The sequence below is a fragment of the Streptomyces sp. NPDC050264 genome (assembly GCF_040655895.1).
Taxonomy (GTDB): Bacteria; Actinomycetota; Actinomycetes; order Streptomycetales; family Streptomycetaceae; genus Streptomyces.
On record NZ_JBFAKV010000004.1, the window covers coordinates 21,992 to 44,923 of the forward strand.

Sequence of the window (22,932 nt, forward strand, 5' to 3'; positions counted from 1 at the left end):
GCCTCCTTCCGGGTGATGAGGACCGCTCAGAAGGAGACTGGGAAAACGAAACGCCCCGGCGCAGGCGCCAGGGCGTGAACTCAACCGGAATCCATGAGAATCCGGGAGCACTTCCACAGTCACCTACGCGGGTCGTCCGCAATTTCAGCGGATCCTTCGGCCACCGCACACTCTGACGAGCACACGGCAACGACCAGCGGTCTTTGGCTTCTGTGGAAGGTTACGTGAAAGGAGCGGCGGCAGGCAAATCCGCTCAGACGGCGCTGTCCAGCCCCGAATCGGCCGCGTCGGCGCCGGTGCCGGAGCCCGCCGCCGCGCCGATCTCCTTCAGCATCTCCATGAAGTCGAAGGTCTGTCCGGCGGGCGGCACGTCGACCTTCACGGCGGCACCGTAGTCCGAGTACCGCATCGACATGTCGACGGCGCCCTGGGAGCTGTCCATGGTGACGTCCATCCGGACCGGCAGATCGTCGTCGTTGATCCACAGCTCGGTGTCGTAGTCGTCGATACCGGCCTTCTTGACGTTCTTCAGAAGCTGGCTGCGCTCGGACTTGCTGAGGACCTTCAGCGAGTCGTTCTTCGCCATCATCTCGTCGACGGTCAGCTTGCCCTTGTAGTGCTGGGTCTGTACGCCGTCGATCTCGGCGGAGCCGATGTGCTTCAGGTTCGGGGAGTCGAGCAGGACCGCGATCTGCTGGGCCGGGTCCTGGTTCATGCTGTCCACGCTGCCGGTCAGCTGGCTGGTGAGGTTCTCGTCGCCGGACTGCTTCGCGGCGGCGCCGAGGTCCATCTTCATCCAGCGCTTGCCGTCCATGTCCTTGGCCGCGGCCGCGCCCATGTCCATGTACATCACGTTGTCCTGCCAGACCATGCGCACATTCTTGGGCGCGTCCGGATCGGCGGCGGTGAAGGCGGAGCCGCTCATCGTCATATCCATGACGGTCGGGTCCCAGCCCATGGTGCCGGACATCGTCATGGTGCCGCCGCCCAGCGCGGCCGGCGTCTTCATCGTCATCTCGACCTTGGCGGACTTGGCCTCGGCGGTCTTCTTGTACGCGGCCGTCAGCACCTGCGTCACCTGCGCGTGCGACTGCGGCGCCTCCTCGGCCGCCTTGTCGGATCCACCCCCGCAGGCCACGGCCCCGGTACACAGCAGCACGGTCGCGGCGGCAGCGCCGAGCGCGCGTCGTACGACAACAGTCATCTCAATCCCACCCCTAGGAACACCTGTACTGATCGCACGATAACCGACGCCTCCGACAACAGGCCGGGGATATACGGGCCGTTGATGTCCGGCCCGGGTCAGCCGTCCTTCGTGACGTCCTTGAAGTCGACCGTGTCGTGCAGGGGCGGGCGCTCGGCGGCCGCGGCGCTTCCGTAGTCGCGGTAGTGGACGGTGCTGGTGAAGTCGCCCGCGCGCTGGGTGCGCCGCACCAGAAGGTGCCGGGCGTCTATCCAGACGTCGATGCGCTGCCCGCCGGAGGTGCCCCGGTAGTGGCTGGCCCGGGTACCGCGCACGGTCTCCTTGCCCACCCTGCGGAGGTCGCGCGCGGCGACAAGCGCCTTGAGGGAATCGGCCGGGGTGAGGTCGCTGCCGGCGTCGTACGGGTGGCGGATCCAGTGCCGGCCGCCCTGGAGAGCGGCGAACGCGTCGGTCATCCGCGTGTAGTAGGCGTCCCCCAGAAAGCGCGTCTGGGACGGGTCTCCGCCGAACTTACGGGTGTCGGCCGCCAGTTCGCCGCCGGTGACGCGCACCGTGAGCGTGCCCTCGACACCGTCGGACCAGCTGAGCGTGCCCGCGCTGCGTGAGGCGAGCCGGTCGCCGGTGTCCATCGTCGCCTCGACGCGCGCCGAGCCCGCCGCGGCGACCTTCTCCTGGGCGGTGCGCAGCGCGTCGACGGCGCCCTGGTCCGCCGCCTGCTCGCCTCCGCAGGCCACGAGCAGCGCGCACACCGCCGTGACGCCCAGGACCTTTCGTACGTACGTCATCCGCTCCCCCGGTCGGTCACGGCGACGCTAGCGCAGTGCCGCGCCCGTACGGAGCGGAAAAGAGGAACGGGCCCCGCACCTCGAAAGGTGCGGGACCCGTCGCCGACTTGGGCGAGCTGTGACAGCTCAGACCGCGGCCGGGTCCTCCTCGGTGAGGAGGTTGCGGGTGCGGTTCGGGTCGACCGGAATGCCGGCGCCGATCGTGGTGCTGATCGCGGCCTTCTTGATGTAGCGACCCTTGGCGGCGGACGGCTTCAGACGGAGGATCTCCTCCAGCGCCGCGCCGTAGTTCTCCACCAGCTGGGTGTCGTCGAAGGACGCCTTGCCGATGATGAAGTGCAGGTTCGAGTGCTTGTCGACGCGGAACTCGATCTTGCCACCCTTGATCTCGTTCACGGCCTTGGCCACGTCCGGGGTCACGGTGCCGGTCTTCGGGTTCGGCATGAGGCCACGGGGACCGAGCACGCGGCCGAGGCGGCCGACCTTGCCCATGAGGTCCGGGGTGGCGACGACGGCGTCGAACTCGTTCAGGCGGTTGCCCTTGGAGATCTCGTCGATGAGCTCGTCGGAGCCGACAATGTCGGCGCCGGCGGCTTCCGCGGCCGCAGCACGGTCACCGGTCGCGAAGACCAGGACCCGGGCGGTCTTGCCGGTGCCGTGCGGAAGGTTCACGGTGCCACGGACCATCTGGTCGGCCTTGCGCGGGTCAACGCCCAGGCGGAAGGCGACCTCGACGGTGCCGTCGAACTTCGACGCGGAGGTCTCCTTGGCGAGACGGACGGCCTCGAGCGGGGCGTAGAGCTTGTCCCGGTCGATCTTGGCGTCCGCAGCGCGGAGATTCTTGCTGCGCTTGCTCACTACTGCTCCTGTGTGTTCTGAGGAGTCGTGGTCCGGGCCGAGCAGGCCCTTCCACGGTTGGCCTTACGGGGGTGAGGTCAGCCCTCGACCGTGATGCCCATGGAGCGGGCGGTGCCGGCAATGATCTTGGACGCGGCGTCCAGGTCATTGGCGTTCAGGTCGGTCATCTTGGTCGTGGCGATCTCGCGGACCTGCGCCTCGGTGATCTTGGCGACCTTGGTCTTGTGCGGCTCGCCAGAGCCCTTCTCGACACCGGCGGCCTTGAGGATCATCTTCGCGGCCGGCGGGGTCTTGGTGATGAAGGTGAAGGAGCGGTCTTCGTAGACCGTGATCTCCACCGGGATGACCCAACCGCGCTGCGACTCGGTCGCGGCGTTGTAGGCCTTGCAGAACTCCATGATGTTGACGCCGTGCTGGCCCAGCGCGGGGCCGACCGGCGGAGCCGGGTTGGCAGCGCCGGCCTGGATCTGGAGCTTGATGAGCCCCGTGACCTTCTTCTTCTTGGGAGGCATGTGCTCTCTCTCCGGGTCTTAGTGAGAGTGTTCAGCCGCCATCGTGGTGAATGATCGTCCGGATCATCCGGATGGAGGCATACCGCACAACGATAACGGGTATCCATGCGCGGCTAAAAACCGAGCAGGTCAGACAGGCTTTTGAGAGCCCGTCTGACCTGTTCGGAAGCGGTGTGTCCAGAAGGTACCGGGAGGTACTAGTTCTTCTGGATCTGGTCGAAGCTGAGCTCGACCGGGGTCTCGCGGCCGAAGATCTCGACGAGGCCCTTGACCTTCTTCGAGTCGGCGTTGATCTCGTTGATCGTCGCCTGCAGCGTCGCGAACGGGCCGTCGGTGACGGTGACCGAGTCGCCGACCTCGAAGTCCAGGACCTGGACCTCGACCTTGCGGGACGGAGCCGGCTTGCCCTCGGCCTCGGCGGCCTCACGGGCGGCCTTCTCCTCGGCCTCCGGGGCGAGCATCTTGACGATCTCGTCCAGGGTCAGCGGGTACGGGTCGTAGGCGTTGCCCACGAAGCCGGTGACGCCGGGGGTGTTGCGGACGACGCCCCAGGACTCGTTCGTCAGATCCATGCGGACGAGAACGTAACCGGGCAGCTTGTTCTGCCGGACGTTCTTGCGCTCGCCGTTCTTGATCTGGACGATCTCCTCTTCGGGGACCTCGGCCTGGTAGATGAACTCCTCGACGTTCAGCGAGACGGCACGCTGCTCGAGGTTGGCCTTCACGCGCTTCTCGTAGCCCGCGTAGGTGTGGATCACGTACCACTCGCCGGGCAGGCCGCGCAGTTCCTCGCGGAGCGCGGTGATCGGGTCGACCTGCTCCTCGACGGCTTCCTCGGCGTCGGTCTCGGCCTCGACGGCCGTGTCCTCGGCGCCTTCTGCGTCCTCGGAGGCCTCGTCGTCTTCGGAGGCCTCGGCGTCGGTGCCGCCGTCGGTCTCGACCTCAAGGGCCGCTTCCTCGGCGGGCTCACCGGCGGCGATGTCGGCAGCCTCGGCCTGGTCCGGCTCCTCGGCGTCCGCCGCCTCGACGATGTCGGTCTCGTCCTCAACGGACTCGACCGGCTCGATCGCCTCGTTCAGGTTCGGGTCAGACACTGTGGCTGCTTCTTCCTGGATACATAGGGGTGGAACATGCGAAAGGGACGCCGTGGTCCGGCGCCCTCCGCTGTCGGCTCAGCCGAAAACGTACTTGACGAGATGGTTGAACCCATAGTCAATCACGGTCACCAGGCCGATCATGATGACGACGAACACAATCACCACGGTGGTGTACGTGGTGAGCTGGTTGCGAGTCGGCCAGACGACCTTGCGGAGCTCCGCGACGATCTGGCGGTAGAAGAGAGCGAGGCGGCCGAAGGGGCCCTTCTTGCCGCGCTTGCCGCCCTTGCGGGCCTTCTTCTTGGACTCCGGCGCCTCATCCTGGGCATCAGGCATGTCGATGGAGCCCACGGCGTCCGTCACGCGTCCTCACCTGATTCCGGGTCGTGGCCGTGCCGCGCCCGGTTGAGCCGCACGGCGGTGCAATGCAGTACGTACAATCCGCACACATCCTGGCGAAGGAGTGTGAGCAGGGCCGGAGGGACTTGAACCCCCAACCGCTGGTTTTGGAGACCAGTGCTCTACCAATTGAGCTACGACCCTTTGTTTCCCCCAACGTACCGCATCCGCCCGGCTGCACGGAGTGCGGTCGGAAGGTGCGGCCGGTGAAGGCCAACGAGCAGTGAGTGTACGTGTTCCGTGGCCCTCCGTCGAACAGATCCGGACCACCAGTGGATCAAGAGCGGATCGGATGGTCTTCGAAACCCGTGTGCCGGGCGGGTTTCGGGTCTGGAACGATGGGGTTATGAGCGCTGCAACTCCTTCTCCGTCTGCTGGTTCCTCTCCTACTGAGCGTCGGGTCTCGGCCCGCGTCGGCTCCATCTCCGAGTCCGCGACCCTCGCCGTCGACGCCAAGGCCAAGGCCCTCAAGGCCGCAGGGCGTCCGGTGATCGGCTTCGGCGCCGGTGAACCCGACTTCCCGACCCCCGACTACGTGGTCGAGGCGGCCATCGAGGCCTGCAAGAACCCGAAGTTCCACCGCTACACGCCGGCCGGCGGCCTGCCCGAGCTGAAGGCCGCGATCGCCGCGAAGACCCTGCGCGACTCCGGCTACGAGATCGACGCCTCCCAGGTCCTCGTGACGAACGGCGGCAAGCAGGCGATCTACCAGGCGTTCGCCGCGATCCTCGACCCGGGCGACGAGGTCATCGTCCCGGCGCCGTACTGGACCACGTACCCGGAGTCGATCCGGCTCGCGGGCGGTGTGCCGGTGGACGTCGTGGCCGACGAGACGACCGGGTACCGCGTCTCCGTCGAGCAGCTGGAGGCGGCGCGCACCGAGCGCACGAAGGTCGTGCTCTTCGTCTCGCCGTCGAACCCGACGGGCGCCGTGTACAGCGAGGCCGACGCGGAGGCCATCGGGCGCTGGGCGCTGGAGCACGGCCTGTGGGTCATGACGGACGAGATCTACGAGCACCTCGTGTACGGGGACGCGAAGTTCACGTCGCTGCCGGCGATCCTTCCCGAGCTGCGTGACAAGTGCATCGTGGTCAACGGGGTCGCGAAGACGTACGCGATGACCGGCTGGCGCGTGGGCTGGATCGTCGGCCCGAAGGACGTCGTGAAGGCGGCGACGAACCTCCAGTCGCACGCGACCTCGAACGTCTCCAACGTGGCGCAGGCGGCCGCGCTCGCCGCCGTGTCCGGCGACCTGACCGCCGTGGAGAAGATGCGCGAGGCCTTCGACCGGCGCCGCAAGACGATCGTGCGGATGCTCAACGAGATCGACGGCGTCGTCTGCCCGGAGCCGGAGGGTGCCTTCTACGCGTACCCGTCCGTGAAGGGGCTGCTCGGCAAGGAGATCCGCGGCAGGCGTCCGCAGGACTCCGTCGAGCTGGCGGCGCTCATCCTGGAGGAGGCCGAGGTCGCGGTGGTTCCCGGCGAGGCCTTCGGTACGCCGGGTTATCTGCGGCTTTCCTACGCGCTGGGCGACGAGGACCTCGTCGAGGGTGTCTCCCGCATCCAGAAGCTGCTGGCCGAGGCGCAGGACTGACTTTTCGCGTCCCTGTAGTCGTCAGTAGTCCCTGTTGGGCGGGCCGTCTCCTTACGGAGGCGGCCCGTTTCTTCGTTCGGTCGAGACCCCGAAAGGGGAAAGGCGCTACCGGTACTACACGTGTGTGCGGCAGGATCTTGGGATGGAGCGTGTACTACGTGATGTCCGTCAGTTGCCGAAGGCCCACCTGCATCTGCATTTCACCGGGTCGATGCGGCCCACGACACTGCTCGAACTCGCCGACAAGTACGGCGTACGGCTGCCCGACGCGCTGACCGGCGCGGAGCCCCCGAAGCTGCGGGCCACGGACGAGCGCGGCTGGTTCAGGTTCCAGCGCCTCTACGATGCGGCGCGTTCCTGCCTGCGGGCCCCCGAGGACATTCAACGTCTTGTACGGGAGGCCGCGGAGGAGGACATCGCGGACGGGTCCGGGTGGCTGGAGATCCAGGTCGACCCGACGTCCTACGCGCCCCGGCTCGGCGGTCTGATCGCGGCAATGGAGGTCATCCTCGACGCCGTCGACAGGGCCGCGCGGGACACCGGGCTCGGGATGCGCGTGCTCGTCGCGGCCAACCGCATGAAGCACCCTCTGGACGCCCGTACGCTGGCGCGGCTCGCGGTGCGGTACGCGGACCGGGGCATCGTCGGGTTCGGCCTCTCCAACGACGAACGGCGCGGAATGGCGCGCGACTTCGACCGGGCCTTCCACATCGCGCGGGAGGGCGGGCTGCTGTCCGCGCCGCACGGCGGCGAGCTGACCGGCCCCGCGTCCGTACGGGACTGCCTCGACGACCTGGACGCCACCCGGATCGGGCACGGCGTGCGCGCCGCCGAGGACCCGCGGCTGCTGAAGCGGCTCGCGGACCGGGGGGTGACGTGCGAGGTGTGCCCGGCCTCGAACGTCGCGCTCGGCGTCTACGAGAAGCCCGAGGACGTGCCGCTGCGCACACTCTTCGACGCCGGGGTGCCGATGGCGCTGGGCGCCGACGACCCGCTCCTGTTCGGCTCGCGCCTGGCCGCCCAGTACGACATCGCGCGCCGCCACCACGACTTCTCCGACGCCGAACTGGCGGAGCTGGCACGGCAGTCCGTACGCGGCTCGGCCGCGCCCGTGGACGTCCAGGAGAAGCTGCTGAGCGGCATCGGGGAGTGGCTGGCCGGTGAGCCCTAGGGCTGTTCCGGGGCGGGTGTCACGCCGGCGGCCAGCATTCTGACCGCCGCCGGCAGCAGTTCCGCGTCGAACATGGCACCGCGCAGGTGGTCCGGCACGATGTCGCCGTTCACCGCGAACGTCGGGGTGCCGGGGGCCTTGTCCTGCTCGTACGCCGTCTCCGAAGCGGTCACGAAAGCGCGGTACTTCATGGTGCGCACCGCGGTGTCGAACTCCTCGCCCCGCAGGCCCTTCACACGGGACGCCATGCGCAACAGGAAGGCGTCGGTGTAGCCGTCGACGACCTCTTCGGGCTGATGGCTGAAGAGGACGTCGTGGAACTCGATGAACTTGCCCTGCTCCAAGGCGGCCCGCAGTGCGTTGGCGGCGCGCTTCGAACCGCTGCCTCCCACCCGGTCGTCGAGGAAGGAGGCCAGCGTGTACTCGGCTCTGACCTCGCCCTTCAGAGCGAGCGTGCGCAGCGCCTCGCCCCCGCCGTCGACCTCGTACTCCTCGCACACGGGGCAGCGCATGTCCTCGTAGAGTCGCACCGTCGTAGGGGCCGTCGGCGAACCGACCACGACGGTTGTGCCGTCCGGGGCCAGCCGTTCGGGCAGCTGACCGACGGTGGTGTACGCGGCCGTGTCACGCTGTCCGTGGTCGTCTTCCCCGTTGTCGTCCCCGGACTGCGCGGCCCGGCCGCATCCGGCTGTCGCGAGTATCCCCACCAGTACCGTGCTCACCGCGGACACGGCAGCACGGCGTGCCACTGCACGCATGAATGATCCCCTCCCCAGGAAATGGGGAGACCTTATGCGATTCCTGTGAGCAGGGTGTGCGCGATATGCGCCGCGAACACGTCCACCGGCTGCGGCGGCTTGCGGTCCGGGGACATCTCGTAGGCGAAGGCGCGCTGCGCGCAGGCTCCCAGGAGGAGGGACGCGGCCGCATATGTGTCGGCGTCGGGGCTGATGCGCCCCGCCCCCTGTTCGGCTCGCAAGTAGGCGTCGAGTCCCTGGATCGGCCGGTGCGGCCCCGAGCCCATCTCGCGCAGGACCTCTTCATGGCGGCGCTTCAGCTGGGGTTCCGCATACAGGGATGCGGCCATCGGGAACGTCTGCTCGTAGAAGAGTGCCGCTTCGTGGGCGATGTCGGTGAGGTTCTCCTCCACCGTACGGCCCGGGTCCCCCGCGCCTTCTGCAAGGAGGCGGCCGAGGAGTGAACCCAGCTTCGGGAGGCGCTCGTTGAGCACCGTCACGAAGAGCTCCTCCTTGTTGGCGAAGTACTTGTAGAGCGCCGCTTCGGAGCAGTCCGCCGCTTTGGCGATCTGCTTGGTGGTGGTGCGGGCGAGGCCGATGGTCAGCATGAGGTCGTGGGCCGCGTCGACGATGCGGTCCCGGGCCGGTTTCTGGTCCATGCAGTCTCCAAGCAACCTTGACGCGAGGGTGAGTACTCACTCACCCTAAGGGCGAGCGGGGGTGAGTGAGTACTCACCCACCACGTGGAGCGCACCTGGAGGTACGCCATGAAGCTCACGGTTTTCGGTGCTACTGGTGGCATCGGGCAGGAGATCGTCCGGCAGGCCCTGGTCTCCGGCCATCAGGTCACCGCGGTCGTACGGGACCCGGCGCGGTTCACGGTCACCGGCGAACGCCTCAAGGTGTTCCGCGGCGACCTCTCGGACCCGGGGTCGCTGCGTCCGGCGGTCGCGGGCCGCGACGCCGTGCTCTCCGGTCTCGGCGCCCGCAGGCGCGCGGACGCGGGGATCGCGGCGGAGCTGACCCGTTCGGTCCTGAGGGCGATGGACGCGGAGAACGTGCGCCGGCTCCTGGTGGTCAGCGCGGCCCCGGTGGGTCCGCAGCCGGCGGACTCACCCGTGGCCGACCGCATGATGCTGAAGACGATCGGCGTGATCCTGAAGGCCGTCTACGACGATCTGGCCGCCATGGAGGCCGAGTTGGCGAGCAGCGCGACGGACTGGACCTCGGTGCGGCCCCCGCGCCTGCAGGACAAGCCGCTGACGGGCTCGTACCGCAAAGTCGTGGGCGGCTTCCCGCGCTCGGGCCGCTTCATCGGCCGCGCGGACGTGGCGCACGCGATGCTGGCGATGACGGACGACCCGGCGACGGTCAAGCAGGGGGTCGGGGTCGCCTACTAGGCGGCATCGCGAGCACCCGGCTCAGAGGCTTGCGCCGACAGTGACCGGCTCGTTGACCAGCGTCACCCCGAACGCCTCGTGCACACCCGCCACGACCTCCCGGGCCAGGGCGAGCAGGTCCTCGGTGGTGGCGTGGCCGCGGTTGGTGAGGGCGAGCGTGTGCTTCGTGGAGATGCGGGCCGGGCCGGTGCCGTAGCCCTTGGTGAAGCCCGCCTTGTCGATGAGCCAGGCCGCCGAGGTCTTCGTCAGCCCCTCCCCCGCCGGGAACGCGGGGGCCTTCGCGTCAGGGCCGAGGCGCTCGGCCACGCGCGCGCGGAAGGCGGAGAACTCCGCATCCGTAAGGATCGGGTTGGTGAAGAACGAACCGGCCGACCATGTGTCGTGGTCCTCCGGGTCGAGCACCATGCCCTTCCCGGAGCGCAGCTTCAGGACGGTCTCGCGCGCGGTGGCGGCGGGGACCCGGTCGCCCGCCTCGACACCGAGGGTGCGGGCGGTCTCGGGGTACTTGATGGGAGCGCTCAGGCCGCCCGCGTCCTCCAGCTCGAAGCGCACCCGCAGCACTACGTAGCGGTCGGGTTCGGCCTTGAAACGGCTGTGGCGGTACGAGAAGGCGCACTCGGCGTTCGGCATCGTGACCGTCTCACCCGCCGTGCGGTCGTAGGCGACCACCTCGGTGATCGTGGCGGAGACCTCCTGGCCGTACGCCCCCACGTTCTGGATCGGCGTCGCGCCCGCGGAGCCGGGGATCCCGGCGAGGCACTCGATGCCCGCGAGCCCCGCCTCGACGGTGCGCGCCACGGCGTCGGTCCACACCTCACCGGCCGCCAACTCAAGCTTCGTACCGTCGAGTTCGAAGCCCTTGGTGGCGATGCGCAGGGCCGTTCCTTCGAAGCCCCGGTCGCCGATGACGAGGTTGCTGCCGCCGCCGATGATCAGCAGCGGGGTGCCTGCGGCATCGGCCTCGCGCACCGCGTCGATCACCTCGGCGTCGGTCGTCGCGGTGAGCAGCCGGGTGGCGGGGCCGCCGAGCCGGAAGGTGGTCAGGGGGGCGAGGGGGGCGTCGTGGAGTTCCTGCACGCGGTCCAGGGTACGAGAACGGCCCCGCCACCCGGGCGGGGCCGTCGCCGTACCGGGAAACGTCAGGCGCTTTCCAGCACCGGGGCGGCGGGCTCGGTGTCCCGGGCCACGGTCGGTGTGTGCCGTGTCCGCGGGATGAGCATCGCGGCGACACCGCCGACGGCGACCACCGCGGCGCCCACCCACAGCGCGGGCTCGATGCCGCTCACGAAGTGCTGCGCGCTGTCGTAGCCGCCCTGCGCCGAGAAGATCGACGCCATGATGGCGATACCGAGCGCGCCGCCGACCTCGCGCAGTGCGTTGTTGGAGCCGGAGGCGATGCCCTGCTCCTCCGGGCGGACGCTGGACATGACCAGGTTGGAGGCCGGGGCGAAGTACAGGGCCATGCCGACGCCACTGATGATCAGGGCCGGCAGCTGGGCCGCGTACGAGACGTCGGCGGAGATCACACTGGCGAACCAGCCGAGCCCGATCGCCTGCAGGAACAGGCCGGTAGCGGCGATCGTGCGGCCGCTGATCCGGTCGGAGAGGTATCCGGCGATCGGCGCGACCAGCATCGGCATCCCCGTCCAGGGCAGCATCCGCAGCCCCGCCTCGGTGGGCGAGTAGCCGAGCACGCCCTGCAGGAACTGACTGAGCAGGAAGATCGAGCCGAACATCCCGAGGAACATCAGCAGGCTCGCGGCGTTGACCCCCGCGAAGGCGCGGGAGCGGAAGAGCCGCATGGGGAGCATGGGGTTCTTGCCGCGTATGCCGTGGTGCACGAACCCGATGAGCAGCGCCGTACCGGCGAACAGTCCGGTGAGGACGACCACGTCCGTCCAGCCGACGATGGGCGCGCGCACGAGTCCGTACACGATCCCGAAGAGGCCGCCGCTGGCGAGCAGGGTGCCCACGATGTCGAGCGGGGCGCCGGTGCCGTGGGACTCCTTGAGGCGCAGACGGGCGAGCGGCAGCAGGGCGAGGCCCACCGGGACGTTCACCCAGAAGATCCAGTGCCAGGAGACGTGCTCGGTGAGGGTGCCGCCGATGAGCGGCCCGGAGGCGACCGCCAGGCCGTTGGCCGCGCCCCAGATGCCGAACGCCATGCCGCGCTTGGCCGCCGGGACCGCCGCGCTGAGCAGGGTCAGCGTGAGCGGCATCATGATCGCGCCGCCGACGCCCTGCACCGCGCGGGCGGCGATCAGGGCGCCGATACCGGAGGACATGGCGGCCCCGGCCGAGGCCACGGTGAAGATCGTGATGCCGACCAGGAAGAGCCGCCGGCGCCCGAACCGGTCACCGAGTGCGGCGCCGAACATCAGCAGCACGGCGAAGGTGAGCGTGTAGGCGCTGACCGTCCATTCCAGGTCGTCGAGGGCGCCGCCGAGGTCCTGGCGGATGGACGGCAGGGCCGTGGTGACGACGAGATTGTCGAGAGCCGCCATGAATCCGGCGACGCTGGTGATGACGAGGGCCCAGACGGCTCCCCCGCGCTGTGATGTCGCTGTCCCCTGTGACATCTTTTTCCCCTTGAGGTCTCTAGGTTAGTTATTGATGACTAACTTTTGCGGCGACAAAGGTACGCACCCCCGTGGCGCCAGCGCTGCCTTACATGTCTTGCCCGACTTGCTTACCTGTCCCGCATGGCTTGTCGATCTGTTTGCCCTCCGGCGACTTGAAGCAGCCGGCCCAGACCCGGTGATCGGACGGGAAGCCCATCGACACCAGGACGTTGATCAGCATCCCTTCGGCGAGGAACGTGCTCGTCTCGTCGACGTCCGCACCCATGGCCAGCAGGACCGTGTCGTACATCTCCATCCACAGACCGCGGATCTCGTCGCCGAACGCCGCTTCACCCGACGCCTCCGCGGCAGCCACCGCCACGTAGAGCTGCATCTGCATGAGCAGCATGTCGGGGTCATCGGCGATGAGGGACAGATAGGCCGCACCCAGGGCCTCCGAGACTTCGACCCCCTCCAGCCCCTCGGACGCCTTGCGGAACACCTCGGTGGTCTGCTCGCAGCAACGGCGGGCCGCCGCGAGGAAGATGGCCTCCTTGCCCGGGAAGAGCCGGAAGAGATACGGCTGCGAGACACCCACCCGCTTGGCGATCGCCTCGGTGGACGTCCCCTTGTAACCGCCGCGGGCGAACTCGATCACCGCCGCACGAACGACGCTCTCACGCCGCTCCTCCGCACTCATCCTGACCATGCGAGTAAGTTAGTGGCCAATCACTACCCTAGTCAACCCCGGAATGTGCCGGAGGACACAGTAAGGGGCGCCCTCCATCGAGGACGCCCCTTACTCACAGCTACGTAGTCCTGCGTCGGACTGGGCCGGACCGGATCGGGTTCGAGCTCAGACGAGCTGGACGATCGCCCGCGACATCCCGAGTACCTTCTGTCCCGCACTCATGGCGGTCAGGTCGACCCGTACGCGGTTGTCGTCGAGCTTGGCCGCGACCTTGGCGCTGACCTGGATCTCGGCGCCCTTGTCGTCGTTCGGGACGATCACCGGCTTGGTGAAGCGCACGCCGTACTCGACGACGGCGGCCGGGTCGACGGTCCAGTCGGTGACGACACGGATCGCCTCGGCCATGGTGAACATGCCGTGCGCGATCACGTCCGGCAGGCCGACCTCGACCGCGAACTTCTCGTTCCAGTGGATCGGGTTGAAGTCACCGGAGGCGCCCGCGTACTGCACGAGTATGGCGCGCGTCACGGGGAAGGTCTGCGCCGGCAACTCGGTGCCGACCTCGACCTCCGCGTACTTGATGGTCGTCGCCATGATCAGGCCTCCTCGGCGGCGCGCGAGACGAGCTTCGTCCAGGCGGTCACGACGTGCTCGCCCGACTCGTCGTGGACCTCACCGCGGACGTCGATGATGTCGTTGCCCGCGAGGGACTTGATGCCCTCGATCGTCGAACTGATGGTCAGCCTGTCGCCCGCGCGCACCGGGCGCGTGTAGGCGAACTTCTGGTCACCGTGCACGACTCGGCTGTAGTCGAGCCCCAGCTCCGGGTCGTGAACGACCACACCGGCGGCTTTGAAGGTGATCGCGAACACGAAGGTGGGCGGGGCGATCACATCGGGATGGCCGAGCTGCCGGGCGGCCTCGCGGTCGACGTAGGCGGGATTGGTCTCCCCCACCGCCTCGGCGAACTCGCGGATCTTCTCCCGGCCGACCTCGTACGGGGCGGTGGGCGGGTAGCTCCGCCCCACGAAGGACTGGTCGAGCGCCATGGACTCGGCACCTCCTGGGTGTGTCCTGGGTATGTCAACGACACGAGGCCGCCCCCTAACGGGGACGGCCTCGTGTACGAGCCTGAAACTATCGCGTTTCGCGGTGCGCGGTGTGCGCATTGCAACGCGGGCAGTGCTTCTTCATCTCCAGTCGGTCCGGGTCGTTACGCCGGTTCTTCTTGGTGATGTAGTTCCGCTCCTTGCACTCCACGCAGGCCAGCGTGATCTTCGGGCGGACGTCGGTGGCAGCCACGTGAGTGCTCCTTGACGAACGGATGGGACAGGGTTCAACGCATAAAAGAGTAGCCGATCGAAGGACCGACCCCACAATCGGCTACTGTCAGTAGCGGTGACCGGACTTGAACCGGTGACACAGCGATTATGAGCCGCTTGCTCTACCGACTGAGCTACACCGCTGTGATGCAATGACCCCTCACCCGAAGGTGAGGGAACTTCACACCAGAGCCCCAATGCGGAATCGAACCGCAGACCTTCTCCTTACCATGGAGACGCTCTACCGACTGAGCTATTGGGGCGAGCGATGAAGACATTACACGGTCGCGCGCCGATCGCCCAAATCCGTTTCTGGTGATCAACACAGGTGCCTCACGGACCCCATCTGTACGACTATTTCGGGTTCCTCGAAGGTCTCTCGCCGTCGTCCTAGGCTCGTCCCATCCTGCGTGATCTTGCCCGCAGCACCAGGGCCCTCCTGATGGGGCCCGGCCCTCGACGAGCCCTCTGGAGCGCGATGCCCGACAGCCCGCCTCAGCAGCCCCCTTCCCCCGGTTCCCCGGACGACGCGCCCGACAGCTCCGGCCTGTTGCTGTGCGGGGCCAGGCTCACCGACGGCAGGACCGTGGACGTGCGGCTGGGCGGCGGGCGTATCAAGGCGGTGGGTACGGCCGGCAGCCTCGCCGGCCACACCGCGCGCGTGGACCTCTCCGGGTACCTCCTGCTGCCCGCCCCGGCGGAGCCGCACGCGCACGGCGCCACGGCCCTGTCCGCGGAGTGCGACGGCCCCGTCAACCACGACGCCGAGGACGTCCAGCGCCGCGCCACCGAGTCCGCGCTGCTGCAACTCGGGCACGGCGCCACCGCGTTGCGTTCCCATGTGCGGATCGGCGACATGGAGGGGCTCGGTTCGATGGAGGCCGCTCTGCAGGCGCGGCGTTCGCTGGTGGGGCTCGCGGACCTGCGGACGGTCGCGATGCCCCGGCTGCTGACCGGGCTCGCCGGTGCGGACGGGCTCGCGATGCTGCGGGACGCGGTGAAGATGGGCGCGTCCGTAGTAGGCGGTTGTCCCGATCTGGACCCCGACCCGACGGGCTACGTGGAGGCGGTACTCGAAGTCGCCGCCGAGCACGGCTGCCCGGTCGATCTGCACACGGAGGGGACCGACCCGGCGCGGCTCGGCCGGCTCGCGGCGGCCGCGGGCGGGCTGCGCTCCGGTGTCGTCGTAGGACCGCTCGGTGGTCTCGCGCGGGTGCCGGGCGAGGCGGCTCGGCGGGCCGTGGACCGGCTCGCGGCGGCCGGGGTGACGGTGGCGTGCCTGCCGCAGGGCGGGTGTGCGGGGGTGGACAGCCGTGACGTGGCGCCGGTCCGGCTGCTGCGGGCGGCCGGAGTGCGGGTGACAGCGGGCAGCGGTGCGCTGCGCGACGTCTCGAACCCGGTGGGCCGGGGCGATCCGCTGGAGGCCGCGTACTTGCTGGCCTCGCGGTACGGGATGCGGGCCGAGGACGCGTACGAGGCGGTGAGTTCGGTGGCCAGGGCCGCTCTGGGGCTGCCGGAGGTGCGCCTGGAGGCGGGTTTCCCCGCGGAGTTGCTCGCGGTGCGGGGCGAGAAGCTGGCGGCGGCGCTCTCGCTCGCGTACAGCCGGATCGTCGTGCACCGGGGGCGGGTGGTGGCGCGGACCAGCGCGGTGCGGGAGTACTGCGACTCGGCGGCGGCGGTCGCGCTCGATCTGCCACGGCAGGGCCGGGCCGCCAAGCACAAGGGCGGCGGCCTGGCTTGAGGCGCTCCTGTGGCGCTCTACGCGCGCGTGGAGGCGTATTGGCCTTCACGCGCGCGTCGTCGGCCGGACTTGCTGGACTTGGTTGCGCGGCGAACCTTCGCTGCCCGGCGTACGGTCGGAAGCATGCGCATTGTCATTGCTGGGGGTCATGGTCAGATCGCACTGCGGCTTGAGCGGGTGCTGTCCGCGCGCGGCGACGAGGTGGCGGGGATCATCCGCAACGCCGAGCAGGGTGACGACCTGCGCGCGGCCGGTGCGGAACCGGTCTTGTGCGACCTGGAGTCGGCGTCGGTGGAGGAGGTCGCCGCGCATCTTCAGGGTGCGGGCGCTGCCGTCTTCGCGGCGGGCGCGGGTCCGGGCAGCACCACGGCCCGCAAGGACACCGTGGACCGGGACGCCGCCGTGCTCTTCGCGGACGCGGCGGAGCGGGCCGGGGTGCGCCGGTACGTCGTGGTGTCGTCGATGGGCGCGGACTCGGCGCACGAGGGTGACGAGGTCTTCGACGCGTATCTGCGGGCCAAGGGCGCGGCCGACGACGACGTACGCCGGCGTACCGGCCTGGACTGGACGATCCTGCGGCCCGGATCCCTGACGAACGACGCGGGCACCGGCCTCGTCCGCCTGGAGGCCTCGACCGGGCGCGGGACGGTGCCGCGCGACGACGTGGCCGTCGTCCTCGCCGAGCTGGTGGACACGCCCGCCACGGCCGGGCTGACGCTCGAACTCGTCTCCGGGGCGGCGCCGGTGACGGTGGCCGTGAAGTCGGTCGCCGGGAACTGATCCACGTAGGCGAGCGGAGGAGCGCGTACCGGGCGGGCCGTACTCAGAAGAGCGGCAGCTGGCCCGGTACGTGTGGGACCGCGTATCCGTCGAGCGCGTCCTGTACCGCGCCCAGCTGGGCGCGGCGGCGGGAGCCGGGGCAGGAGACGAGTTCGCCCGCGTCGCGGGCGCCGGGCGGGTCGTGGCGGGCGAAGCGGCCCCCGACGACGGCGATGTCGCGGCGGCACTCGGGGCAGTTGCGGCGGCGGGACGCTGAAGACACGGTCGACGTGGATGACATGGGTTCAGTCTGCGTCGTGATCGTCGCGAGCACACGGTGAGACCCTCACAGAGATGACAGGACCTCTTCGAGCGACGGTGGCATCCCCTCAGGAGCGGCCCTGAGGGGGCCTCCCGGGCGCTGCGGGCGCCTCGGGTGCCGCTGGGACCGGGACTTCCGTTTCGCCCCGTACGGGCGCCCACAGCGTGGCGGCGGAAACGAGCGCGACCGCCGCGGAGCCCAGCAGGACGGGTACGTTGCCGAGCCAGGCGGCCAGGGCGCCGCCGCCGAGCGCTCCGACCGGCACGGTCGTCAGGAGCACGGACTGCACGAGCCCGGCGACACGGCCCTGCAGGTCGCTCGGGGTGACCCGTTGCTGTGTCGTCGTCATGGAGATCATCCAGACGGTTCCGGAGAGCCCGTACGTCACTTGATAGGCGAGCAACAGAGCGAAGCCGGGGCCGAGCGAGGCGGCCGGGATCAGGAACACCGCGGCGCCCGCCACGAGCCCGCGCATCTGGGTGGCCCGCCACAGGCCCGTGGTGCGGGCGAACCGGCCGGCGAGCAGTGCGCCCGCGACGGTGGCCGCACTGTAGGTGGCGTAAGTGGCCCCCAACTGCCAGGGGCTGAGCGCCAGTTCACGGGTGGCATAGAAAACGTAGAGGGCGGTGGCGGCGCCGCTGCCGAGGTTGAGGCCCGCGCCGGACAGGATCATCCGGCGCAGCCGCGGCTGGGCGCGGACGACGGCGAGGCCGGAGCGCAGCGCGTCCAGCGGGGTACGGGCGGCTTGCTTCCTACGTATGTTGAGCGCGGCCGGCAGGGCGAGGACGAGCAGCGCCTCCACTGCGTAGGCCGAGCTGCCGGCGAGCAGGGCCCGGGCGGGGCCGACGAGCCCGACCAGGACGCCGCCGAGCGCGGGGCCGCCGATCTGCCCGCTCGTACGGGCCGCGGTCAGCGCGGAGTTGGCGCCGAGCAGCCGGCCGGTCGGGACCACGCGGGGCAGGGCCGCCTGGAGTGCCACCGAGAGCGTGAAGGTCAGGGTGCCGGATACGACGGCGACGGCGTACAGGTGCCAGCGGGTCAGGTGTCCGGCCAGGTCCGCGAGCGGGACCGAGCCGACGACGAGGGCTTGCGCGGCGGTGACGGCGACGAGCAGGTTCCGCAGCCGCACCCGGTCGACGATGACCCCCGCGAGGGGGCTCAGCACAGCGCCCGGCAGGTAGGTCAGCGCGAGCACCGCGGCCGCTCCGAACGGCCCCGCGCCCAGCCCCGTCACCGCCAGCAGTGCCAGGGCGAGGGCCGTGATCTGCCGCCCCAGGGAACTGGCGATCTGCTCGCCGCACAGCAGGACGAACGGACGGTGCCGCCACAGCGGGGTGCCGTCCGTGGCCGTGGTCACCCGTCAGATCCCCGTGCAGGGCACGGGCCAGCGGCGCAGGCGCGGCGGCAGCGCCACCGCCCAGCCGTCGACGATCAGCGCGAGCCGCTCGCCAGCCAGCAGTTCGGCGGCCTCACGGCTCACGGGGGTGAGCGCGTCCAGGGGCGTCGCGTCGTGCAGCGCGTCGAAGGCGGCCAGCAGATCGGGGTGGTCGAGGGTGAACCGGGCCGAGGCCGGGCGTTCCCTGCGGTCCATGACGGTGACGAAGCCGGGGCCCCGGCGGTGATAGAGCATCCCGTAGGTGTGTGTGGTCCGCCAGCGTGTCAACTCGGCCGCCTCTTCCGCCTGTTCGGCGGGCGGAGGCAGGTGGCGCAGAGAGCGGAGGCCGTACGGGTCAGACGGGTCACACCTAGGAGGTTCGGAGCCGGGGGCGGGGCGCGCGACCTCATATGTGACGCGCAGCCCGTGGCTCAGGCACTCGCGCAGGAACTGGACCGCCTGTGTGGTGGTGCGGCCGTCGCCCTGTAGGGGCAGCGGTTCGCTTACGTAGACGTCGGTGCCGGTGAGGCGGTGGGCCACGGTGGGGGGCAGGGCGGCCGGCAGGGTGGCGGGGCGGGCGATGGGCCGCGTGGTCATCATCCGGCCACCGCCTGCGGTGCGGGCTCCCCGTCGGGTGCCCCGTCGGCTTCGCGGTCGATGCGGATCGGTACGGTCCGCGTCGGCAGGGAGACGTACGTGCGGCCGTCACTGAAGAGCAGGCCGAGCGCGACGGCCTCGGCGAGCCACTGCGTCACTTCCTCGGCGGAGACGGCGTGCTGGTCAGCGGTCAGTCGCCGGTGGAGGGCGGGTTCCGTACGGCCGTCCTCCAGGTGGCGCAGGGCGGCGGCCTGCCAGCCGTTGAACCAGTAGGTGCGAGGGGGCCAGCCGTGGCGCTGATCGTGCACCAGGAGGGCCTCCGCGTCCTCGCCCGTCGCCTGCATGACGAGGGTCGAGGCGGCGTGCCCGGCCCGCCACTGCGCGACGGCCCGCATGAGTCGGTCTTCGATGTCACCGCCGATACCGGCGTCCTCGGTGTCGAACAGGTAGACCAGGTCAGCCAGTTCTTCCTCGGGCAGCTCGTATACGTGGCCGTACATCTCGGCGGGGCGGCGCTTGCCGAAGCCGAGGCCCGGGTTCGTGAAGTGCGGGCTGAAACGCTCAAGTTGGATGCGGTGGGCGCCACCGGGCGGCTGGAGGTGGACGAGCGCCGGCATCTGGTCGAGCACGCGCGCGTAGTCCTGCGCCGTCTCGCCCGGGAAGCCGTACAGGTAGTTCCACGTGCAGGTGATCGCGTGGTTGTCGAACTCGCGCAGCGTACGGATGTTGCGGGCGCCGGTGACGCCCTTGTCCATGAGGTCGAGGACGCGGTCGCTGAGGCTCTCGATGCCGGGCTGGAGCAGGACGGCTCCGGCCGCGCCGAGCAGGGCGATCTGGTCCCGGCTGAGGTTGGACTTCACTTCGTAGTGCATCCGCAGGTCCCAGCCGCTCTCGGCGGCGCGCGGCAGGAAGTCCTTGAAGTACGCCATGTCGATGATGTTGTCGACGGTGACGACGTCGAGGATGCGGTGGCGGCGCACGAGCCGCTCGATCTCGCTCCACAGCCGCTCGCCGGGCTTGGCGCGGAAGGCCATGGCGGTGCCGTTGAGGCCACAGAAGGTGCAGTGGTGCTTCTCGCCCCACCAGCAGCCGCGGGCTCCTTCGACGACCAGTTTCGGATACACGTACTCGATGACCGGGGACGCCTCGATCTCCGCATGCCACTGGTCGTAGTCGGGCGAGGGTATGTCGGCGGGGGCCACGGTTCGGCGGGTCTCGGTGTTGGCGCGGGACACCTGGGTTTCTCCGGAACCGTCCCACCAGCACAGGCCCGGCACATCATCGGGCGGGGTACCCGCGTCGAGGTGGGCGAGGAGGGCCGGGAAGGCGTACTCCCCCTCGCCGCGCACCACGTGGTCGACGTAGGGGTGGTTGCGGTGCAGGGCGTGGCCCATGGGGCCTTCGCAGTTGCTGCCACCGAAGACAACCTTCAACTGCGGTCTGCGGCGCTTCAGTTCGCGGGCGAGGGCGAGCGAGGGCACGTTCTGCATGAAGGTGCTGGTGAACCCGACGACGTCCGGGTCGTGGGCGAGCACCTCGTCGGCGCAGCGGTCGATGTACTCGGCGGCGTGCAGCCGCATCTCGGAGACGGTGTCGAGGGTGTCGGCACACAACTGCCGCCCGCGCGCGTACGCATGGAGCTTCGTTACGCCCCAGTTCTCGTCCTCGTACAGCACGCCGGAGAAGACCCAGTCGCCGAGCCCGTGGAAGATCGAATCGCTGCCGACCGCCTCGTAGTCGCCGGGCCGCAGCCGGCCACCGGAACGTTCGAGCAGGAACTCCGCCCAGCGCAGCGAGCCGTGGAACTCGCGCACCTCGTCGCCCGGGCGGACCTGCCGCAACAACTGGTGCAACAGGCCCACCTGCAGGGAGGGCAGATCGATCGGGTGCCAGGGCATGGTCACCAACTGAACGCGCATGCCGCCCTTTTCCTGGTAGTTCAGCGAGTCGGCCGCTTCTCCATGACGGCCGGCCTGCGATTGGTGCGCTCTTCCTCACGGATCACGGTCTTCTTGATCTCCATGCCTCCCCCTCGGAAACTCAAGCTCGAACACCCTTACGCAATAAGGCGGTTCACCCTAGAGCTGCACCATGCGTCACACAAGGGCTCTGCTTGCTCAGGAATGATCCGGCAAAGGGTGTGGACGGGGGCGCGGGCCCGCCGGTAGACCCGTACGGCATGAATGATCACGCGCCGCATCCCGGCCGCCCCGGCCCGCCCGTCCCGGCCGCCGCCGCGCCGGCCGACCAGGCTCTGAGGCTGCTCGCGGAGCGCCACCCGGACGCTCTGGGCGCCGTACTCGGTGGCTCGGCCGCCCGGGGTGAGGCGGGGCCGACCAGCGACCTGGATCTGGCCGTCCTGCTGCCCGACACCGACACCAGCCGCCGCGAGGTGCGCCGCCACGAGGGGCGCCCGGCGGAACTGTTCCTGCACACCCTCCGCGACCTCCCCGGCCTCTTCGAACGGGACCGCTCACTGCGCCGGGGCACGATCCTGTTCATCTACGACCAGGGAATCCCGCTGCTCGACCCGCACGGACACGTCGCCCACGCGCGGGCGCGGGCGCGCGGGCTCCTCGCGGCGGGCCCGGCCCCGCTGACCACGGCTGAGCGGGAGCGCAGCCGCTTCGTCCTGACCTGCTTCCTGGACGACCTGCTCGACACCCCGCCGACCGAGCGGTACGAACAGCTGGCGACCGCCGACTTCGCTCTCCGTGAGGCGGCTCATCTCCTCACCGCGCATCACGGCGCCTGGACGGGCATCGGCCGCTGGCTCCCCCGCCGCCTGCTCATCGCGGACCCCGAACGCGGCGCCGCCCTCCTCGCCGGCCACCGCACGCTCGCGGAACACGCCGACCCGGCACCGCTGGCCGCCGCGGTGGAGAAGGTGCTGGAGCTGGACGGAGGGCCGCTGCGAGAGGGGTACGTGCAGCGGTCCTGAGCAGCCCTGGGCGCGCGACGAGGCGCATGGGGCCTCCATCGGTGTCATCCGCTTCCCCGCGCCGTCCACGGCCGTCCACGTGCCGTCCAGGAGACGCTCAGGATCGGGCCGTCCCGGGGCGCCTTCGACGCTCGGAGAGCGCACGTCGGACATGGATGGCAGCCGTTAGGACGGCCCCGATCAGAGCTCCTGCGGCGATGATCGCCAGGCAGGCGAGCGTGGGATTCACCCAGCCCGGGACGAGGTCGTACGAGGCATTGCACATGTTGTGCAGCGGAAAGGGACCTGACGGCTGCTGCCCGAGTTCCTGGCGGTAGTTCCCGTCGAAGCGTTGCCCCTCCACGACGGTGCATGTCTCTGCCACGTCCAGGCCACCGGACAACGCCCCCCACAGCCAGGTGAGGACGAGCACGACGCCTGCCGTGATCGACAGGCCGAACCAGAAGCCCGGATTCATCCGGAGCCGGACGCCACCGAGGAGCTTGCTCATGCCGTACTAACCCCCCACCAGTGACGAGCGCGCACACAGGTCCCGGATACGACGAAGCCCCCTCCGGAATCCGGAGGGGGCTTCCCCCAAGTGTGGCGGCGCCAGGATTCGAACCTGGGAAGGCTGAGCCGGCAGATTTACAGTCTGCTCCCTTTGGCCGCTCGGGCACACCGCCTGGGGTTCGCTGCCTTGTGCTCCGCTGTGTGGCGGTGCTCGCTGGCAACGTCGTAAACAATACCTGATGCACAGGGGTGCTTCGCCACCCGATTGATCGCCTGTGGGGCCCGGGGCGGTGACTAGGCTTTGCATGCGGCGCAACGCCTCGCTGCGCGCCCGACCAGAACCCGATCGCAGCCCGATCGGTTCCCGACGCAAC

General features: G+C 69.7%; 25 protein-coding genes and 4 tRNA genes. 6 read left to right on the plus strand and 23 right to left on the minus strand.

What is annotated here, in order from left to right; genetic code table 11:
• Positions 1-253: 253 nt before the first annotated feature.
• The 7 genes from AB0J02_RS07510 to AB0J02_RS07540 all read right to left on the minus strand — a co-directional run bounded on the left by AB0J02_RS07510 (position 254) and on the right by AB0J02_RS07540 (position 4,999).
• Entirely contained in the window at positions 254-1,204 is a 951-nt protein-coding gene (locus AB0J02_RS07510) for a hypothetical protein (RefSeq protein ID WP_363192646.1), read from the minus strand.
• Positions 1,205-1,302: 98 nt separating this feature from the next.
• Positions 1,303-1,989, minus strand: a complete 687-nt coding sequence (locus tag AB0J02_RS07515) for a hypothetical protein (RefSeq protein WP_363192647.1) — start codon at positions 1,987-1,989, stop codon at positions 1,303-1,305.
• Positions 1,990-2,115: 126 nt separating this feature from the next.
• Positions 2,116-2,847, minus strand: a complete 732-nt coding sequence (rplA, locus tag AB0J02_RS07520; protein WP_363192648.1) for a 50S ribosomal protein L1 — start codon at positions 2,845-2,847, stop codon at positions 2,116-2,118.
• Positions 2,848-2,924: 77 nt separating this feature from the next.
• The gene (gene rplK / locus AB0J02_RS07525) at positions 2,925-3,359 is read right to left on the minus strand and encodes a 50S ribosomal protein L11 (RefSeq protein WP_363192649.1); all 435 of its coding nucleotides are present in this window, start codon (positions 3,357-3,359) and stop codon (positions 2,925-2,927) included.
• A gap of 197 nt (positions 3,360-3,556) precedes the next feature.
• Positions 3,557-4,453, minus strand: coding sequence for a transcription termination/antitermination protein NusG (nusG, locus tag AB0J02_RS07530; protein ID WP_363192650.1), 897 nt, complete (start codon positions 4,451-4,453; stop codon positions 3,557-3,559).
• A 78-nt stretch (positions 4,454-4,531) separates the two neighbouring features.
• Entirely contained in the window at positions 4,532-4,819 is a 288-nt protein-coding gene (gene secE / locus AB0J02_RS07535; protein WP_324772782.1) for a preprotein translocase subunit SecE, read from the minus strand.
• A gap of 107 nt (positions 4,820-4,926) precedes the next feature.
• A tRNA-Trp gene (locus tag AB0J02_RS07540) sits at positions 4,927-4,999 on the minus strand.
• Between the two features lie 202 nt (positions 5,000-5,201).
• Between AB0J02_RS07540 and AB0J02_RS07545 the strand changes: the two genes are divergently transcribed.
• Positions 5,202-6,449, plus strand: a complete 1,248-nt coding sequence (locus AB0J02_RS07545) for a pyridoxal phosphate-dependent aminotransferase (RefSeq protein ID WP_363192651.1) — start codon at positions 5,202-5,204, stop codon at positions 6,447-6,449.
• A 142-nt stretch (positions 6,450-6,591) separates the two neighbouring features.
• Entirely contained in the window at positions 6,592-7,620 is a 1,029-nt protein-coding gene (locus tag AB0J02_RS07550) for an adenosine deaminase (protein WP_363192652.1), read from the plus strand.
• Here the strand turns inward: AB0J02_RS07550 and AB0J02_RS07555 are convergent.
• Entirely contained in the window at positions 7,617-8,342 is a 726-nt protein-coding gene (locus AB0J02_RS07555; protein WP_363192653.1) for a thioredoxin domain-containing protein, read from the minus strand. The two genes, AB0J02_RS07550 and AB0J02_RS07555, sit on opposite strands and share 4 nt — an antisense overlap.
• 68 nt (positions 8,343-8,410) lie before the next feature.
• Positions 8,411-9,016, minus strand: a complete 606-nt coding sequence (locus AB0J02_RS07560; protein WP_363192654.1) for a TetR/AcrR family transcriptional regulator — start codon at positions 9,014-9,016, stop codon at positions 8,411-8,413.
• A 108-nt stretch (positions 9,017-9,124) separates the two neighbouring features.
• Here AB0J02_RS07560 and AB0J02_RS07565 point away from each other — a divergent pair, with 108 nt between their 5' ends.
• The gene (locus AB0J02_RS07565) at positions 9,125-9,757 is read left to right on the plus strand and encodes an NAD(P)H-binding protein (RefSeq protein ID WP_363192655.1); all 633 of its coding nucleotides are present in this window, start codon (positions 9,125-9,127) and stop codon (positions 9,755-9,757) included.
• Between the two features lie 21 nt (positions 9,758-9,778).
• On the opposite strand, the gene AB0J02_RS07570 is transcribed toward AB0J02_RS07565, so the two are convergent.
• From AB0J02_RS07570 to AB0J02_RS07605, 8 genes are all read right to left on the minus strand, one after another.
• Positions 9,779-10,834, minus strand: coding sequence for a UDP-N-acetylmuramate dehydrogenase (locus AB0J02_RS07570; RefSeq protein WP_363192656.1), 1,056 nt, complete (start codon positions 10,832-10,834; stop codon positions 9,779-9,781).
• Between the two features lie 62 nt (positions 10,835-10,896).
• Positions 10,897-12,336 (minus strand): DHA2 family efflux MFS transporter permease subunit, encoded by a 1,440-nt coding sequence (locus AB0J02_RS07575; protein ID WP_363192657.1) that lies wholly within the window; start codon positions 12,334-12,336, stop codon positions 10,897-10,899.
• Positions 12,337-12,424: 88 nt separating this feature from the next.
• Complete coding sequence (locus tag AB0J02_RS07580; protein ID WP_363192658.1) at positions 12,425-13,027, minus strand: TetR/AcrR family transcriptional regulator; 603 nt, start codon at positions 13,025-13,027, stop codon at positions 12,425-12,427.
• A 147-nt stretch (positions 13,028-13,174) separates the two neighbouring features.
• Entirely contained in the window at positions 13,175-13,603 is a 429-nt protein-coding gene (locus AB0J02_RS07585) for a MaoC family dehydratase (RefSeq protein ID WP_363192659.1), read from the minus strand.
• A 2-nt stretch (positions 13,604-13,605) separates the two neighbouring features.
• The gene (locus AB0J02_RS07590) at positions 13,606-14,058 is read right to left on the minus strand and encodes a MaoC family dehydratase N-terminal domain-containing protein (RefSeq protein ID WP_363192660.1); all 453 of its coding nucleotides are present in this window, start codon (positions 14,056-14,058) and stop codon (positions 13,606-13,608) included.
• Positions 14,059-14,146: 88 nt separating this feature from the next.
• Complete coding sequence (gene rpmG / locus AB0J02_RS07595) at positions 14,147-14,311, minus strand: 50S ribosomal protein L33 (protein WP_004571794.1); 165 nt, start codon at positions 14,309-14,311, stop codon at positions 14,147-14,149.
• Between the two features lie 91 nt (positions 14,312-14,402).
• Positions 14,403-14,475: transfer RNA gene (locus AB0J02_RS07600), tRNA-Met, on the minus strand.
• A gap of 46 nt (positions 14,476-14,521) precedes the next feature.
• Positions 14,522-14,594 (minus strand) — tRNA-Thr (locus tag AB0J02_RS07605).
• Positions 14,595-14,809: 215 nt separating this feature from the next.
• Between AB0J02_RS07605 and AB0J02_RS07610 the strand changes: the two genes are divergently transcribed.
• Positions 14,810-16,072, plus strand: a complete 1,263-nt coding sequence (locus AB0J02_RS07610) for an amidohydrolase family protein (protein ID WP_363192661.1) — start codon at positions 14,810-14,812, stop codon at positions 16,070-16,072.
• Positions 16,073-16,195: 123 nt separating this feature from the next.
• Positions 16,196-16,852, plus strand: a complete 657-nt coding sequence (locus AB0J02_RS07615) for an SDR family oxidoreductase (RefSeq protein WP_363192662.1) — start codon at positions 16,196-16,198, stop codon at positions 16,850-16,852.
• Between the two features lie 43 nt (positions 16,853-16,895).
• Here AB0J02_RS07615 and AB0J02_RS07620 read toward each other — a convergent pair whose 3' ends face one another.
• The 4 genes from AB0J02_RS07620 to AB0J02_RS07635 all read right to left on the minus strand — a co-directional run bounded on the left by AB0J02_RS07620 (position 16,896) and on the right by AB0J02_RS07635 (position 21,044).
• Positions 16,896-17,132, minus strand: a complete 237-nt coding sequence (locus AB0J02_RS07620; RefSeq protein ID WP_363192663.1) for a hypothetical protein — start codon at positions 17,130-17,132, stop codon at positions 16,896-16,898.
• An 88-nt stretch (positions 17,133-17,220) separates the two neighbouring features.
• Positions 17,221-18,510 carry an MFS transporter gene (locus tag AB0J02_RS07625; protein WP_363192664.1) on the minus strand — a complete coding sequence of 430 codons (1,290 nt, stop codon included), beginning with the start codon at positions 18,508-18,510 and terminating at the stop codon, positions 17,221-17,223.
• 3 nt (positions 18,511-18,513) lie between these two features.
• A complete protein-coding gene (locus AB0J02_RS07630) occupies positions 18,514-19,125 on the minus strand; it encodes a DUF5825 family protein (protein WP_363192665.1) in 612 nt (203 codons plus the stop codon).
• Entirely contained in the window at positions 19,125-21,044 is a 1,920-nt protein-coding gene (locus tag AB0J02_RS07635; protein WP_363192666.1) for a RiPP maturation radical SAM C-methyltransferase, read from the minus strand. The genes AB0J02_RS07630 and AB0J02_RS07635 overlap by 1 nt, the downstream gene beginning before the upstream one ends.
• A gap of 260 nt (positions 21,045-21,304) precedes the next feature.
• Here AB0J02_RS07635 and AB0J02_RS07640 point away from each other — a divergent pair, with 260 nt between their 5' ends.
• On the plus strand, positions 21,305-22,066 hold the full coding sequence (locus tag AB0J02_RS07640) for a nucleotidyltransferase domain-containing protein (protein ID WP_363192667.1): 762 nt from the start codon (positions 21,305-21,307) through the stop codon (positions 22,064-22,066).
• Between the two features lie 97 nt (positions 22,067-22,163).
• On the opposite strand, the gene AB0J02_RS07645 is transcribed toward AB0J02_RS07640, so the two are convergent.
• Together AB0J02_RS07645 and AB0J02_RS07650 are read right to left on the minus strand one after the other, a co-directional pair.
• A complete protein-coding gene (locus tag AB0J02_RS07645) occupies positions 22,164-22,556 on the minus strand; it encodes a hypothetical protein (RefSeq protein WP_363192668.1) in 393 nt (130 codons plus the stop codon).
• 93 nt (positions 22,557-22,649) lie between these two features.
• Positions 22,650-22,731, minus strand: a tRNA-Tyr gene (locus AB0J02_RS07650).
• Positions 22,732-22,932: the final 201 nt, after the last annotated feature.